Genomic DNA, 15,364 nt, shown 5'->3' on the forward strand with positions numbered 1-15,364 from the left:
ATCTGTTGTCATGCGAGTTCCTTTGGCGATGAGATTCCAATCTCTTTGAAGTATTTTTCCAGAATTTTTGTCTGTCCATCTTCTTCTTTTGATGTGAAGCTTCACAGATTTGCCTCGAAGCGGAAAATCATCTACCGTAATCTCTGGTAAAAATCCTTTCGACTGCAACATTAGCGAGGAAAATTCTTGGGGAATCGCACTTTTTTCTTCAAAATACATATGCAAAATCTTATTTTCTTCTGCGAAATTTACAATATCAAAATGGTTTATTAGGAACTCTGGGAGGAGTAATTTCAGGACTTCAGTTTCGTTTAGCATAACGCAAATTTACTCATTCATTTTATTTTCTCCCCAAGTTTTGAGATTGATCCATCTTTTAACTTAAAATCTCTAGCTTCTCGCAATCCCAATTTTTCCTCGTCAACTGTAAAATGCCGGAAGTAATAGCATCGAATTTTCTGCCGTCTAATAATTGAGGCGAATCAACAAGTCAAATTCGGAATTTTAAAAAAGACCCGAAGTATGATTTCACATTCTGAAAGCAGTGACTGAAGCAAAAAAGAGTGCCGAAAAAAAAAATTAAACAAAAAAAGCCCTCGCTAATTTTGTGATTAAATTAAATATTTAATACCTTTGAATGGGTTATGGTCAATTAAATTTAAAAAATCAAGTAGTCGCTTGAATTAATCATAAAAACTAAAAACACTATCTCATGAAAACACCAGAAGAACAACTGAAAGAAATTAGACAAAAAGTTCTCGAACTGAACTTAGAAGCTGAAAAAATTTTATTAGCAAATGCAGACAGACCACGTCCAGAAGGAGAAGGCGCTTGTACGTACAATGTTTGTCCGTGTAGCTCTTATGTATATGGAGGTGCGCCTGGAATCTGTAATAGAAGTCGTTGCGGGCATCCTGCTTCTGACCACGAGTTTTAAAAATGAATTACTAATAATAAAAACATATCGTTATAAAATGGCGATTTGTTTTTTTATGCTCAATTTGATTTTCGTAATTTAACAGTTTAAGGTATAGTATCTGTGTTTTCGAGTCTTCAAAAGTTGTAAATCATCTGTAGTTTATAAGTGAAATGTTTCCAGCATAATTTTCTTAGGTATTCAATTGTAAAATGTTCATTTTTACAGAAAGAAAATACTATTTTTATTCCCAAATAAATATCAATCTATGAAAACTAAAAACCTTCTGTTCGTCTTTGCAGTGCTCGTTTTATTAACAGCCTGTACAAGTTATCTAACCCAAGTTGCATCCGGCAAAAAAATAGATAATCGCCTTGTGGGAGTTTGGGTTGGTTCTGAAAAAGACAAGCAGATTGAAGGGATTCACAAAAATTGGGAAATGAATCGCAGAGCGGATGGAACCTTTACTTTAGACTTTCAATTTAGTCAAAATGGTCAGGTACTACAAACCATTGAAACGGGTAATTGGTGGATTGAAAAAGGAAAATTCTATGAATTTCATCAAGAGTCTGGTCAGACTGATGCTTACGATTACACCGTTCTTGGCCCAAATCAAGTGAAATTTAAAGCCATTGCCATCAGTATCGAGATGAATGCTGATTCTTACGAGTTTATTGATACTAGAAAGTAATTCAGGTACTTTTATCTGAATGTAATATTATCATCAAAAAAACTAAAAAGGCAAATCAATTCCGTCCGATTTTACAAAATCTTTGGTATAAGGATTTTCCAGAAAACTTAAGAATGGTTTTTGAAACTGAATAATGTCGTTTCTTTGAATGCCGTAAACCGACCAATAGTTGGTGAGTAACTGCGCAAAAGTTTCATCGTCCCAAAATCCGAAAACAGGTCTGTTGGCATTGGCAATAATTGGCAGGGCTTCAATGGTTATTCCCTCTGCAGTGTTTTCGATAATGTATTCCGGTTTGTACTGTAATATATAATCTGAGTAATGAAATCTTGCAAACAATTCTTCAAACTGAACAGGATGTAAAACATCACCTTTCATTTTTTCCAACAGGTCTTTTTCTTTTTCTCCAATCACGCCATTATCTTGTAAACAGGCGATTATACCAAAACCATTGACTCCAAACTGGAATAATAAATTCACAGTATCATCACGATAACTGAAAATATCTGCAGAATATTTAAGCGGAAATAGGGCGATAGTCCACGGTTTTTGTCCAACAAAATTAATCGGTTCAATGATGGATTGTAGCATCAAATGGAAATTTCCAAAACGCTCGCGCAACATCGGCGAAAGTTCAAAACGCTCACGCTGTTTCATCATTCGATTGCTCTCGTTATGCATCTCATGATATAGCATGCCGTAAACCATTCTGCCTGTCCAGAAGAAAAGAGTTTCTTCATCAAGGGTGGCCATGCCTTCATAGCCTTTTTTATAAGCTTCCTGAATTTTTACCTCTAAGGATTCAAATGCTTCTTTTACGCGGGGTGAACACGGTAATTGCAAATCAGCATACGTGTAAAATTTTGATTTATCCATCATTTCAATTCGATCTTCCCCGAATTTAAAATGATCCATCAACCATTGTGGATAAACCGTCATTTTTTCGATGGTTAAATCACCTGTAAGAAAGCAGAATTGCTCGTCGAAAATCAAATCCGTAAAAGGATTAAAGAGAGATAAAGACATAAATAGAAAATTAAGTAGATAACTTTTTGCAAAGATAACCATTAACTCCCGCTTCGATTCAATAATTAGAATAGATTTAGACCTAAATTAAAAAAAAGAATCTAAAGATTTCGCTTTCTGTACTACCTAAAACTTTTCAATTTTGATTTCTGATTTTTAATAGCGCTTGAAATGCAAGGTTTTCCCAATCCACTGCCATTTCCAATATCCGCGAACAATTAACTCACCATCGTCTCTTATTTGCGCATAAGAATCCCAAGTTCTACCACTCGAGGCATCATAGATTTTGCCTTTTTCCCATCTTTTTGTAGAAGCGTTAAAGTGCAGTCCCTGCAAAACTTCCATTCCGATTATTTTTCGATTTCTCAAATTGTGGTTTGGGTTTCGTCCGTCTACGGCTGCATGAATGGGTTTACCACTTCCGAGATTGATGTCGTACCAGATTAATTTAGCTTTAAATGTTCCGCCGTCTTTGTAAATATTAACCTTTACACTGTTATCGGTGGCCACCCAGTTTCCTAGAATATCATCCATTTTAGTTTGGGCACCTAGCGTACAGCACAAGAGTAATAGAAAAAAGATTGAGGACTTAACCATCATGATTTTTGTAACGTAAAGTTTTTGAAATAATTTTTGTTCACCTTTAAAGTAGCTATATACTTTCAAAAGGGTAGAGTAGTCATCAACTGGATTTAGTGTCCAAAATAAAGAACCGCATTTTTGGGAGCGATAATCGTACCACTTCAGTATGAACCGTGAACAATTAATATTTTTAGCATATAAAAGAATGAGGCGAGCTTCATAGCAGCTAAAAATGAACGTTCATTCTTTTTTTTGTATCTTTGTATTATCAAAATAAAAAAAATAAGATGAAAGTAATATTTTGGGTGATTGTAAGTATCCTTTTGGCAGTCTTAATGATTGTTGCAGGCGTTCAGCATCTATGGAATCCAAATTTTTATCTGCCATTTGTGCCGCCCTTTATGCCTTTTCCTATGACGATGGTTTATCTGTCTGGACTGGTAGAATTGCTTCTGGGTCTGGCGATTTTGTTTTTAAATCATAAGTACACCAAGTTTGGAATGTTGGGAGTTTTTGTTCTAATGGTGATTTATTTAACACTTCACATTGCAGATACCTTCAGCATGGAACCCATTATTGGAAGTCCGACTTTGGCTTACATCCGACTAGCGATTCAATTGCTCTTAATATGGTTGTCTTGGAATGCTTATCAGTTTTCCTCAATATTGAAAAATCACTACAAAGAAAATGCTTAAAAAAGAAAAGATCACCGATAAGAAAAGTGCATTGCTTAATGCGACGCTCACTTTGGTAAACAATCATGGTTTTCACAATACGCCGATGTCTAAAATTGCAAAACTTGCCGGCGTTTCTCCTGCGACCATCTATTTGTATTTTGAACACAAGCAGGATTTGATTAATAGTCTTTATTTAGAGGTGAAGAAATCATTTAGTAAAAGTACTTTCAACGGTTATGATGAGCAAATGTCGGTGAAAAAAGGTTTTGAAATTATCTGGTTCAATATTGCCAATTACAAATTAAATCAAGTACGCGAATCAACTTTTTTATCGCAGTGTGATAACAGTCGGATGATTGATGAAGCTATTAGAATAGAAGGTTTGAAGAATCTACAGCCGCTGCTGGATTTGTGGGAAAGGGGAAAAAAAGAAGGGATTATAAAACCGCTTTCTGATTACATTTTATATTCACACACCGTCTATCCTTTATCTTTTTTATTGGAAATGCAGGAACGGGAAATTTTTAGTTTGGATCAGGAGGTGAAAAACAAAATGTTTCAGGTAGCCTGGGACGCCATTAAATTGTAATTTTTTCTCGATAAAAAAGAATGAACATTCATTAATAATAATAAAATTTAGAATCATATAAACAGTATAAAATAAAAATATGAACAATTTTAAGTACAGAAATCCAACCAAGATATTGTTTGGAAAAGGGCAAATAGAAAATCTTTCAAAAGAAATTCCGGCAAACGCAAAAATATTAATGCTGTACGGTGGTGGAAGTATAATGAAAAACGGAATTTACGACCAAGTAAAGAAAGCTCTTTCAGGTTTTGAAGTGCTCGAATTAGGTGGCATTCCGGCCAACCCAGAATACAGTGTTTTATTAGACGCGCTGAAAGTCATTAAAAAAGAAAACATCACGTATCTTTTAGCAGTTGGTGGCGGTTCTGTGATAGACGGAACTAAATTTTTATCAGCAGCCGCTTTGTACGAAGGTGAAACACCCTGGGATTTAATGACCAATAAAAAACCGGTGACTGAAGGTTTGCCTTTTGGAACCGTTTTAACACTTCCGGCTACTGGTTCAGAAATGAATTCAGGTTCGGTAATTACAAGGGCAGAGACCAAGGAAAAATTAGCATTTGGCGGACCGGGAATGTTCCCGCAATTTTCAGTGTTGGATCCAGAAGTCATTAAATCGATTCCGCAACGTCAATTGGCGAACGGAATTGCAGATGCTTTCACCCACGTGATGGAGCAATACATGACCTATTCAGTAGATGCAAAATTGCAGGATCGTTTTGCGGAAAGTATTATGCAAACTTTAATTGAAGTTGCTCCCGCCATTATGAAAGATGCATCCGACTATCAGGCAGCTTCTAATTTCATGTGGAGTTGCACCCTGGCTTTGAACGGATTAATTCAACAAGGCGTTCCGGGAGACTGGGCGATTCATTCCATGGGACACGAATTAACAGCGATGTACGGCATCGATCACGCCAGAACTTTGGCCATTTTAGCCGGAAATCATTACCGCTATAATTTTGAAACCAAGAAAGAAAAATTAGCGCAATATGCAGAACGCGTTTGGAATATTACCAACGGAACTTTAGAAGAAAGAGCCCACGCAGGAATTAATAAAACCGATGAATTTTTCAAATCTTTAGGAATTGATATTAAATTATCAGAGTATACTAAAGATTATTCAGAAACCGGATCTACCGTGGCAAAACGTTTTACCGAAAGAGGTTGGCTGGGACTTGGCGAACATAAATCCCTTGCACCTTCTGACGCTCAGAAAATTATCGAGATGAGTTATTAAGCACAACAATTAAAAATTGATAATTAACAATTAAAAAATTAAAAAAAAATTTTTATGAAAATATTATTTGTTCTTACTTCCCATTCAGAATTGGGAAACACCGGCGAGAAAACCGGCTTTTGGATTGAAGAATTCGCAAGTCCTTATTACTATTTGGTTGATAAAGGAGTTGATGTTATTTTAGCTTCTCCAAAAGGCGGTCAACCACCGATTGATCCAACCAGTGATAAACCGGAAAACCAAACAGACTCTACCATTAGATTTAAAGCAGACAATGCATTACAGGAAAAATTAAGTAAAACGCATAAACTTTCTGAGATTTCGTCTGATGATTACGACGCTGTATTTTACCCGGGCGGTCATGGACCACTTTGGGATTTGGCAGAAAGTGCGGACTCTGCAAAACTGATCGAAAGTTTCTACAATTCCAACAAACCTGTGTCTTTTGTTTGTCATGCGCCTGCGGCTCTAAAACATGTTAAAAATTCAGTCGGTGAACCTTTGGTTAAAGGAAAAAAAGTAACCGGATTTACCAATACCGAAGAAGATTTGGTACAATTAACCGATGTTGTTCCATTCCTCGTAGAAGATATGTTGAAACAAAGCGGCGGAATCTACAGCAAAAAAGGAGATTTTGAAGAATATGCATTAGAAGACGGTTTATTAATCACGGGTCAAAACCCGGCTTCTTCTGAAAAAGTTGCGGAGTTATTATTGGCACAACTTCAGAAATAAAGTTAACCGAAATTCGATTCGTAAATACAAAAATTCCAAATTGATTTTTCATTTTGGAATTTTTATTAGAAATTTTTCATCCTTTACGGTCTGCCAAAAAGAATTTTTCTTTTTTTAGGCAGATTTTAACAGTGGCTTACAAAACTATTCTTTCGATTTGAATTTCATTTTTTTTCAATTCTTTTCTTACATTCGTTTACTAATCAACAAACATGAACGAAAACATCTTAGGTTTGGTCGCAGGAGGAATTACCTCGGTAGCCATGTTGCCGCAGCTCATCAAAGTTTTAAAGGAAAAAGACGTACAAGATCTGTCTTTATTAATGATTCTTTTTTTGATTACAGGACTGTCTTTGTGGGTTTGGTACGGTTTTATCAAAGACGAGCTTCCCATTATCCTTTCGAATGCATTTGCTGTGTTGGTCAATATTTGTCTTTTGATCTGTTATTTTAAATTTCGGAAATAAATTTTAATTAATTTGTTTTTTTTCGGTACAATGTTCCTCTAAGTTCAATTTAATGAGGTCTCATTTTTTAGTAAAAATTATTTACTTTTAGATTAATAAAGCACAATCTGTAAACTTTAAATTATAAAAAAAATTTTTCAATAGGAACTTATCGACTTTTTTAATGAAGCTTTTGAATTGGGCAATATAACAAACAACTAGATTACTCTTCTCTAGGAATACAAAACAAATTTTATATTAAATTTTGAGCGTTGCCTCTTTTTTATGTAATATTGAAATATCAATTTACCATTGTGATAGAAGTTGTAAACTTTTTTTTATTAAGTGCAGATTCCGTGTTTTGATGATAATGCTTTTTTTAGTTGTTATCAACTTTTCTTTTGCAAAACCACCAAATTCTAAAAATGTGATCGTGAGCTTAAAAAAAGAACTCGACCAATATTCTGGTGATTATACGCAACAACTTTCAATTTTAAATTCCCTAAGTATTTCATATCGGAAAGTTTCTCCGGACAGCAGCATGTACTATGCAAAACAAGCTTTGGAGCTGTCTAAAAAGATGAAATCGGAGAAAGAAAAAGGGGATGCGCTTCAAAATTTGGGTATTGCCTATTTTTACGCAAACGACTTCAAGAAATCTTTAGATTATTTATACCAATCGCTGAAGATAAGAGAGAAAATGGCAGATTCTGATAAAATTGGGCACACCTTAAATAGTATTGCCAATGTTTATTTTAATCTTAATAACGTTTCGGAAGCACTTAAGTTTTACAAACGCTCTTTATCACTTGCACGAAAATTCGGTGATAAAAAGAGAGAAGCATCGATTCTTATTAACATGGGTAGTTTGTATGGTTCTAATGGTCGAATAGATACGGCTTATGTACTTTTAAATCAATCAGTTGATTTACTTGAAAACCTGCATGATTCACCTGCACTTAGCACTTCTTATAATAATCTAGCGCTCTTATACCGAAAAAATGGCGCGTATGAAAAGTCTTTAGAATATGATGAAAAAGCACTTCGAATCAATAAAGAAATGGGTCGAAAATGGGAAATATCTTACATCTCCAATTCGATTGGAGAAACCTATTTATTGATGAAAAAATATTCGAAAGCATTTGAATATTTTAATGAAGCGTTATCTGCAGCTGAAGCCTTACAAAATCAGGATATATTGCTTTTTAGTTATCGGTCAATGACTAAATATTACAGCGCGGTGGGAAATTATCAGCAGTTCCATTATTACTTTTACAAATATGAAGCGACCAAAGATGCTATTTTTACCAATCAAAATACCAATTCTATCGCCGAAATGCAGGTGAAATACGAAACTGAGCGAAAGGAAAAAGAATATGCTTTACAAAAACTTCAAATTGCGAAAGAAAGAACGATTAAGAATTCATTTATTTTCCTCTCTATTCTGATCCTGATAATGGTCGTCATTCTTTTTTTTCGGTTTCGGGTGAAGAAAAAACTAAGTTCCGAACTGGAAATTTTAGTAAAAAAACGCACCAATGATTTATTGGTAAATCAATCAAAACTTACGGAAGCGCAGCGTATTGGGAAGTCTGGAAGCTGGGATTGGGATTTGGTCAATAATCGGCTAAGCTGGTCAGATGAACTTCCTATTATTTTAGGGCGAACGAATAGTGATATGAATTGGGTTGCAATTTTGCGCAGTACCCATGAAGAAGACCGCCTCAAAATTCTTAAAATTCTCAGAAGGAAATTTAGTGAATTCGATTCTCATCTTGTTTTTGATTTCAGAATTACTGAGTCAGGAACAATCGAAAAATATATAAGTGTATTTGCAGAAGTAATAAAAGACGATTCGGGTAATATAAAACTAGTTCAGGGAAATATTCAGGATATAACCGAACGAAAAATTGCTGAAATCGCTTTAATTGAAAGTGAGCAATGGTATAGAAAGCTTATCAGCGCCTCACCAGACGCAGTTTTCAAAATAAATGCGGATGGATTGATTGTCTTTGCAAGCCAACAAAGTAGAACGCTTTTCCGAATTTCCGATGAAAGGGTAATTATCGGAACGCATATTAACGAATGGATTGTGAAAACTGACCAACTAAGAGTAATGGAAAACCTCAGAGCGCAAGGTTCCGAAAAAAGTACCAGCGATACGCATGTTGTTTTACAGCGGAAAGATGGCAGTACTTTTTCAGGAGAATTGAGGACTGCTAAAATCAGCGATTCAGATGGGAAATCAAAGGGACTTATTGTTGTGGTTCGCAATATAACCTATAGGAAGCAAATGGAACAGCATATTTTGCGGAATACCATTGAAACTGAAGAGCGTGAGAGACAGCGGTTTTCAGAAGATTTGCATGATGGATTAGGACCGCTATTATCTACGGCAAAAATTTATCTGGAACTTATTGCTGCCCGAATGGAGAAACCGATAGAGCAAAAAGAATTTATTAAAATGACGGACGATATCCTGTATGAATCTATAAAAAGTACGCGCGAAATTGCCAATAATCTTGCCCCAAATTTGTTGAATGACTTTGGACTCATTGAAACGCTGAGCGTATATGTTGACAAGATTAATAAGATGAATTCTATTTCGGTAGATCTCAAAATTGATCAAAATTTTCCGGTTTTACGCAAACAAACGGAAATTGCCTTTTATAGAATTATTTCAGAATTACTTAATAATACTCTTAAACACGCTTCAGCAAGTAAAATAGAAATTGAACTTTTAAAAACTCAAGGTCAAGTGGAGATTACTTATTCTGACAATGGTATTGGTTGTGATATCCAGAAGATGCTTTCATCACCATCGAAAGGATTGGGCTTATCCAATATCACTTCACGCGTAAAATCTATTAATGGATATTGTAAATTTAATTCGGTACCAGGACAATATTTCAGAACATATATATCCGTAGCAATTTCGGGAGAACTCGAACATCGTACAATTAATACTTCCTTAAAAAAATGACAGATATTATTAAAGTAATTTTGGTAGACGATCATGCAATTTTTTTGAATGGACTGCGCCTTAGGATCAACGAATGCAGTCAGTTTAAAGTGATTGGCGAGGCGTCTAATGGCCAGCAATTTTTGGAACTTCTTACCGATCTGAATCCAGATCTAGTTTTAATTGATATTAAAATGCCCATGATGAACGGTGCTGATGCAACGAAAGAAGCAATCGAAAAATATCCTAATCTCAAAATAATGGCACTCACGATGTTTAGCGAACTGAAATATCTTCGCCTCATGGCAGAAGCAGGAGCACGTGGTTTTATCCTGAAAAGTATTGGGAAAGCTGAACTGGAGTTTGCAATAAATACTGTTAACAGCGGTAAGACCTACTTTTCTCCACAATTACTCGACGAAATTGCAGAATTCGACCCTGCAGACGCTTCAGGAAAATTTCTAGAAGATTTAAATGAGCGACTTACCGAGCGAGAACTTGATGTGTTACAATATATTGTCAAAGGGCTCACTAGTCAGGAAATTGCAGATAAATTATTTATAAGCAAGCGAACCGTAGAAGGGCATCGTGCAAACCTGATCTCTAAGACAGCGACAAGAAATGTAGTAGATCTGGTGATTTATGCGATCAGAAATCAATTGGTGATTGTCTGAATAGAACACTTTTGTAAGCTCTTTTTTTTATTTTTTTCCTTTTGAATTTCTAAGCTTTTTTATGCAAAACAGGTGTTTTTACGCATAAATACGTCACCTTATTGCGTTAATTTTATATTTTACAAAATAAGTTATGACCAAAATCGTAATTGTGGCACATCATGCTGCGTTCCGGAAGAGTTTACTGACGATGCTACAAGAAATTCCCGAGGAAATTGAAATTACCGAAAAAGACACCAGCTTTAAATTTATTGAGGATCTGAATTTTCTTTCTCCAGATCTGGTGGTCATGGATAGTGGAATGCCCGATAGAAATGGAATCGAAACTGCAACAATTGCGCTTACTAAAAAACCAGCATTGCGCATTATAATCCTTAGCATGTTTACTGATGATAAATATGTGCAAGAGGCTAAAAATGCTGGCGTAAAAGGTTTAGCTCTTAAAGCGCCAAGCCTCAAAGAACTTATGGATGCGTACCATACTGTAATGAATGATGGGTTATATTTTCCTTATCCTTTAAAATAAAATACAACACAGAAACTTCAAATCACGTAAAAATACGCTTACACATCATTTACAAAAAAATTAACTTCGCCAATATAGATCTTCTTAATAAAATTTAATGATCTACAATGTTTTATAACCTAATTAATAAAATTATTATGAAAAAAAACTCCTTATTACAGTTTGAGAACACCCGTAGCACTCTGTTGCGTAGTTTGTTCATGGTCAGCTTTTTATTTTTTATAACACAACCATTGACTGCACAATATTTTTCAAAAGTTACTTCCGGTACGCTCGTTGATACCCGCTTGAAAACGTACAGCGCATCTTGGGCTGATTATAATAATGATGGGTTTGATGACATGCTAATTGTTGGTACCACCGACAATAAAACAACTTTATTAGTGAATAATGGCGATGGTACCTTTACCATAAAGACTGAAAATGTAATCTATAGCACCACTGGGCCTTCTGTTGCATGTGTTTGGGGTGATTATAATAATGATGGCAATATTGATTTATATATTTGCAATACAGGCAATAGCGGAAGCATAGATGCGGGTAATTTTCTTTACCGAAATGATGGGAACGGAAATTTTACACGGATTTTAGAAGGTGATATTGTGACAGATCAAGATTGGTCTTTAGGAGCAGCATGGGCAGATTATGATAATGATGGTTACTTAGATTTATATGTAGCGAATTTTTTACAAGCAAATCGATTGTACCATAATAATGGTGATGGCACTTTTACTAAAATTACGACCGGAGATATGGTAACAGATAATTATAATACCTACAGTGCCAACTGGGTAGATTATGATAATGATGGTTTTCAAGACTTATATGTAGTGAATTATTTTTATTCAGGTTTACCAGGACAAAATAACTGTCTTTATCGTAATAACGGCGATGGCACTTTTACTAAAAATATAACTTCTATCATTGCGAATGATGCCGCTTTGACTCAGGGTAGCTCATGGGGTGATTTCAATAATGATGGATTGATGGATGTTTATTTAACGGTTAACAATTTTGCTGATATAAAACATAATTTTTTGTATAAAAACATCGGTAAAGGCGATTTTGAGCTCGTCAATTCTGCCCCTTCTACTGATGGTGGAGTAGCATTTGGATCAGCTTGGCTCGATATGGATAATGATGGTTTCCTTGATCTTACCGTTTCAAACAATGGAGGAACTGCTCTTCGTCTTAATTATCTTTATCGAAATAATGGCGATGAAACTTTTACCAATCAAACAGCAGATGCCTCCACGCTAACTCCACTTCGGGATTATTGCACCACTATTTCAGATTATAATAATGATGGGTATCCGGATATCTTCACTCCATCTTATTCTACAACCCTTATCCATGGATTATATAAAAATAATGGCGGCAGTAATAATTGGATTAGTTTACGTTTGGAAGGAGTGGTCTCCAACCGCTCAGCTATTGGAGCCCGTATTTATTGTTATGCAGATGGAAAAGTTCAGACCCGCGAAGTTTCTTCTACCTCTGGTGAATATACAGGTAGTACTTTAGTGCAAACATTTGGTATCGGAACTGCTACTGCGATAGATAAAATTGAAATTAATTGGCCTTCAGGAATCCAGCAAGTAATTACAAATCCAGTAGTGAACCAAATTTATAAAATTTTAGAAGAAGCAGCTAGTGCTAAGACAGATATTCTTACTTTTAATCTTGATCAGCAAACTGAAGCTGCTGTAATTGATAAAGCAACCCATACCATTACGCTGAAAGTTCCTAATGGTACTAATCTTTCCACACTTAAACCGGTAATAACGCTTTCTTCTGGTGCAACTGTTGTTCCAACCTCAGCCTCAACCGTAGATTTTTCAAGTGGAGCAGTTGGTTTTAATGTTACCGCACAAAATGGTACAAATCAACAGGTTTGGATGGTTTCGGTATCCTCTTCCTTAGGCGTTAACGAACAAATCAATAATAAATCTTTTTCAGTTTATCCTAATCCTGCCCGTTCCGATGGAAATGTTTATGTGAAAACCGCTCTTACGGGACAATATGATTTGAAAGTAGTAAACTTTGCAGGTCAACAAATTAAAAACATGAAAGTTGAGTTACAAAGTGGAAAAAGTAAGTCGGTGAATCTTGGTTCTTTAGAAAAAGGAGTATATATTATTTACTTGGAAAATAAAAACGGGAAAGCAACACAAAAGTTGATTGTTACAAAATAATACATCTTCACTTATTTGGGTCAACTATAGCAGTATATCTAAATAATACCATATTTTAAACCTCTCAAATTATTTAAATAATTGGAGAGGTTTTTTTATTTATTAATCCCTTCATCCTTCCTATTTCTTTTTAATTAAATCAATCTCTTTCTTCAAGCTCAAAAACATTTCCTTTACCGTCATCATATCCAAATTTTCCATTTCAAATTCTGCCGTGTTAATGCTGCAGGCATATTCCCAGATTTCTACCAACTCAGAAAGTTTAATTTCATAAGGTTTATAGAGCGGATTATCCGAATTCACTGTGATGTTTCTGGCCGTTTTCTTTTCAAATCTTTTATACACCACGCCTTCATTTTGGGTAATGAAAATATACGTTTTGTCTTTCTTTAAATCACTCGCATTTTCCACATATTTACCCACGATAAAAGTCCCATTTTTAAAAGGCGGCATGGAATCTCCGCTGGCCGGAAAAGCCCGAAATTTTCCATTGCGTAAAAAGGGCAGGGAAATGGTCTGCAACTTTTCAATATATTCCGGGTCGCTATACCCCTGAAGATAACCCATCTGGGCTTTTTCGGGAATAATTTCTATTTTATTTTCACCTTTTTCATCCACCGTAATCGGAAGAATGGTACGGTTATCGGGAAGCTTCATCATCTTTTCTAAGGAATACTTCCTCAAGTCTAAACCCACCAATAAATCAATGCTGATTCGGTAGTATTTGGACAGGCGAATCAGGATTTCGATAGGCGGTTCACTGGAGCCATCTTCATATTTGGCGTATCGTCCGCGCGTGATAAGAAGGTCGTCCGCGATTTTCTGTTGCGCGTATTTTTGCTGACCTCTCAAATACCGCATGTTTTCTGATAAAATTGACATTGCTATAAATTATAGCAACAAATATACAAATATTTGGTATAAATCATACTAATTTTGTGCCTATGGAAAGAGCAATTGTACATATGGATTTAGACACTTTCTTTGTGTCCTGTGAAAGATTAATCGAATCAAAATTAAATGGTGTTCCCGTTATCATCGGTGGTGGCGACCGTGGAGTAGTGGCTTCCTGTTCTTATGAAGCGCGGTATTTTGGGGTGCGTTCTGCAATGCCGATCAAGATGGCAATGAAATTATGTCCGCAGGCAAAAATTATTCGCGGCGATTACGAACGCTATTCTAAATTTTCTAAAGAAGTCACCGAAATTATTCAGGAAAAAGTTCCCGTTTTAGAAAAAGCCAGCATCGATGAATTCTATATGGATTTATCCGGCATGGATCAATTTTTTGGCTGTTATCAATGGACCAGAGAAATTGCAGATTCCGTCACCAAAAATACGGGTTTGCCCATCAGTTTTGCTTTATCCACCAATAAAACGGTTTCTAAAATTGGCACTGGAGAATCTAAACCAGTCGGAAGATTAGATATTCCGGCTCAAAATATAAAACCATTTTTGAATCCTTTATCGGTGCGGAAAATCCCTATGGTCGGAGAGGTAACTTTTCAGTTATTATCACGCATCGGAATTAGAACCATTCAGACTTTAGCAGATATGCCGGTTTTGGTTTTGCAGCAAATGATCGGAAAAAATGGGGGTGAACTTTGGAAAAAAGCGAACGGAATCGATTTAACTCCGGTTATTCCGTATTCCGAAAGAAAATCATTGTCAAGCGAACATACTTTTACCAACGATACGATGGATGTTTTTGAAATGAGAAGATTGATTTCCAGCATGGCAGAATCATTGGCTTATCAATTACGACAGGAAAAATGGCTCACTTCCACGGTGGTTTTAAAGATTCGCTATGCCAATTTCGATACCGAAACGAAACAGTGTAAAATTTCGTATACTTCTCTTGATCACACTTTAGCCAGAGTTGCCTTGGATTTATTCGAAAAATTGTACACCCGAAGAATGCGTCTGCGTTTGGTCGGATTGCGCTTCACCAATCTCTTGCACGGCACCTATCAAATGAATTTATTTGAAGACACCGAAGAACTCATGAATCTCTACCAAGCCATGGATCGTATGAAGAACCGATTCGGCAAAAATGTTTTGGGAAGAGCATCGGGATTTGAATTGGCTTCGGTTTAATCAAAAAAG

General features: G+C 35.7%; 16 protein-coding genes. 12 read left to right on the forward strand and 4 right to left on the reverse strand.

The features are described from left to right. On the reverse strand, positions 1-318 hold a 318-nt coding region (locus tag QWY78_RS03255), incomplete at its 3' end, for an ISAon1 family transposase N-terminal region protein (protein WP_290216545.1). 394 nt (positions 319-712) lie between these two features. Here QWY78_RS03255 and QWY78_RS03260 point away from each other — a divergent pair. Both QWY78_RS03260 and QWY78_RS03265 read left to right on the forward strand, forming a co-directional pair. Further along, the gene (locus tag QWY78_RS03260; RefSeq protein WP_290216548.1) at positions 713-937 is read left to right on the forward strand and encodes a hypothetical protein; all 225 of its coding nucleotides are present in this window, start codon (positions 713-715) and stop codon (positions 935-937) included. Positions 938-1,184: 247 nt separating this feature from the next. Further along, positions 1,185-1,607: a lipocalin family protein gene (locus tag QWY78_RS03265; RefSeq protein WP_290216549.1), complete on the forward strand. Its 423-nt coding sequence runs from the start codon at positions 1,185-1,187 to the stop codon at positions 1,605-1,607. 42 nt (positions 1,608-1,649) lie between these two features. On the opposite strand, the gene QWY78_RS03270 is transcribed toward QWY78_RS03265, so the two are convergent. Together QWY78_RS03270 and QWY78_RS03275 are read right to left on the reverse strand one after the other, a co-directional pair. Then, positions 1,650-2,633 (reverse strand): hypothetical protein, encoded by a 984-nt coding sequence (locus QWY78_RS03270; protein ID WP_290216551.1) that lies wholly within the window; start codon positions 2,631-2,633, stop codon positions 1,650-1,652. 156 nt (positions 2,634-2,789) lie between these two features. Beyond that, the gene (locus QWY78_RS03275; RefSeq protein WP_290216552.1) at positions 2,790-3,233 is read right to left on the reverse strand and encodes a DUF2147 domain-containing protein; all 444 of its coding nucleotides are present in this window, start codon (positions 3,231-3,233) and stop codon (positions 2,790-2,792) included. A gap of 269 nt (positions 3,234-3,502) precedes the next feature. Between QWY78_RS03275 and QWY78_RS03280 the strand changes: the two genes are divergently transcribed. The 9 genes from QWY78_RS03280 to QWY78_RS03320 all read left to right on the forward strand — a co-directional run bounded on the left by QWY78_RS03280 (position 3,503) and on the right by QWY78_RS03320 (position 13,259). Next, on the forward strand, positions 3,503-3,910 hold the full coding sequence (locus QWY78_RS03280) for a DoxX-related protein (RefSeq protein WP_290216553.1): 408 nt from the start codon (positions 3,503-3,505) through the stop codon (positions 3,908-3,910). Then, complete coding sequence (locus QWY78_RS03285) at positions 3,903-4,481, forward strand: TetR/AcrR family transcriptional regulator (protein ID WP_290216555.1); 579 nt, start codon at positions 3,903-3,905, stop codon at positions 4,479-4,481. The genes QWY78_RS03280 and QWY78_RS03285 overlap by 8 nt, the downstream gene beginning before the upstream one ends. A 79-nt stretch (positions 4,482-4,560) precedes the next feature. Continuing rightward, positions 4,561-5,721 carry an iron-containing alcohol dehydrogenase gene (locus QWY78_RS03290; RefSeq protein WP_290216557.1) on the forward strand — a complete coding sequence of 387 codons (1,161 nt, stop codon included), beginning with the start codon at positions 4,561-4,563 and terminating at the stop codon, positions 5,719-5,721. A 54-nt stretch (positions 5,722-5,775) separates the two neighbouring features. Further along, positions 5,776-6,456, forward strand: a complete 681-nt coding sequence (locus tag QWY78_RS03295) for a type 1 glutamine amidotransferase domain-containing protein (RefSeq protein ID WP_290216559.1) — start codon at positions 5,776-5,778, stop codon at positions 6,454-6,456. Positions 6,457-6,668: 212 nt separating this feature from the next. Continuing rightward, a complete protein-coding gene (locus QWY78_RS03300; RefSeq protein WP_290216560.1) occupies positions 6,669-6,923 on the forward strand; it encodes a SemiSWEET transporter in 255 nt (84 codons plus the stop codon). A gap of 412 nt (positions 6,924-7,335) precedes the next feature. Continuing rightward, positions 7,336-9,885, forward strand: a complete 2,550-nt coding sequence (locus QWY78_RS03305) for a tetratricopeptide repeat protein (RefSeq protein WP_290216563.1) — start codon at positions 7,336-7,338, stop codon at positions 9,883-9,885. Then, positions 9,882-10,538 carry a response regulator gene (locus tag QWY78_RS03310; RefSeq protein WP_290216565.1) on the forward strand — a complete coding sequence of 219 codons (657 nt, stop codon included), beginning with the start codon at positions 9,882-9,884 and terminating at the stop codon, positions 10,536-10,538. Before QWY78_RS03305 ends, QWY78_RS03310 begins: the two co-directional genes overlap by 4 nt. 133 nt (positions 10,539-10,671) lie before the next feature. Next, the gene (locus QWY78_RS03315; protein WP_290216567.1) at positions 10,672-11,064 is read left to right on the forward strand and encodes a response regulator; all 393 of its coding nucleotides are present in this window, start codon (positions 10,672-10,674) and stop codon (positions 11,062-11,064) included. Between the two features lie 137 nt (positions 11,065-11,201). Beyond that, positions 11,202-13,259, forward strand: coding sequence for an FG-GAP-like repeat-containing protein (locus tag QWY78_RS03320; RefSeq protein ID WP_290216569.1), 2,058 nt, complete (start codon positions 11,202-11,204; stop codon positions 13,257-13,259). 120 nt (positions 13,260-13,379) lie between these two features. Here the strand turns inward: QWY78_RS03320 and QWY78_RS03325 are convergent, their stop codons facing one another. Continuing rightward, positions 13,380-14,141, reverse strand: a complete 762-nt coding sequence (locus tag QWY78_RS03325) for a helix-turn-helix domain-containing protein (RefSeq protein ID WP_290216571.1) — start codon at positions 14,139-14,141, stop codon at positions 13,380-13,382. Positions 14,142-14,203: 62 nt separating this feature from the next. On the opposite strand from QWY78_RS03325, the gene dinB reads away from it, so the two are divergent. Continuing rightward, on the forward strand, positions 14,204-15,355 hold the full coding sequence (gene dinB / locus QWY78_RS03330; RefSeq protein WP_290216573.1) for a DNA polymerase IV: 1,152 nt from the start codon (positions 14,204-14,206) through the stop codon (positions 15,353-15,355). Positions 15,356-15,364: the final 9 nt, after the last annotated feature.

Origin of the sequence: Kaistella yonginensis (genome assembly GCF_030409525.1) — a bacterium.
In the GTDB taxonomy this organism is placed as follows: Bacteria; Bacteroidota; Bacteroidia; order Flavobacteriales; family Weeksellaceae; genus Kaistella; species Kaistella yonginensis.

Excerpts from the sequence above, each read along its gene's own strand:
- QWY78_RS03295 (WP_290216559.1), top strand. The coding sequence starts at position 5,776 with ATGAAAATATTATTTGTTCTTACTTCCCATTCAGAATTGGGAAACACC.
- QWY78_RS03260 (WP_290216548.1), top strand. The coding sequence starts at position 713 with ATGAAAACACCAGAAGAACAACTGAAAGAAATTAGACAAAAAGTTCTC.
- QWY78_RS03320 (WP_290216569.1), top strand. The coding sequence starts at position 11,202 with ATGAAAAAAAACTCCTTATTACAGTTTGAGAACACCCGTAGCACTCTG.
- QWY78_RS03280 (WP_290216553.1), top strand. The coding sequence starts at position 3,503 with ATGAAAGTAATATTTTGGGTGATTGTAAGTATCCTTTTGGCAGTCTTA.
- QWY78_RS03275 (WP_290216552.1), bottom strand. The coding sequence starts at position 3,233 with ATGATGGTTAAGTCCTCAATCTTTTTTCTATTACTCTTGTGCTGTACG.
- QWY78_RS03290 (WP_290216557.1), top strand. The coding sequence starts at position 4,561 with ATGAACAATTTTAAGTACAGAAATCCAACCAAGATATTGTTTGGAAAA.
- QWY78_RS03300 (WP_290216560.1), top strand. The coding sequence starts at position 6,669 with ATGAACGAAAACATCTTAGGTTTGGTCGCAGGAGGAATTACCTCGGTA.
- QWY78_RS03315 (WP_290216567.1), top strand. The coding sequence starts at position 10,672 with ATGACCAAAATCGTAATTGTGGCACATCATGCTGCGTTCCGGAAGAGT.
- QWY78_RS03270 (WP_290216551.1), bottom strand. The coding sequence starts at position 2,633 with ATGTCTTTATCTCTCTTTAATCCTTTTACGGATTTGATTTTCGACGAG.
- QWY78_RS03310 (WP_290216565.1), top strand. The coding sequence starts at position 9,882 with ATGACAGATATTATTAAAGTAATTTTGGTAGACGATCATGCAATTTTT.
- QWY78_RS03265 (WP_290216549.1), top strand. The coding sequence starts at position 1,185 with ATGAAAACTAAAAACCTTCTGTTCGTCTTTGCAGTGCTCGTTTTATTA.
- dinB (WP_290216573.1), top strand. The coding sequence starts at position 14,204 with ATGGAAAGAGCAATTGTACATATGGATTTAGACACTTTCTTTGTGTCC.
- QWY78_RS03325 (WP_290216571.1), bottom strand. The coding sequence starts at position 14,141 with ATGTCAATTTTATCAGAAAACATGCGGTATTTGAGAGGTCAGCAAAAA.
- QWY78_RS03285 (WP_290216555.1), top strand. The coding sequence starts at position 3,903 with ATGCTTAAAAAAGAAAAGATCACCGATAAGAAAAGTGCATTGCTTAAT.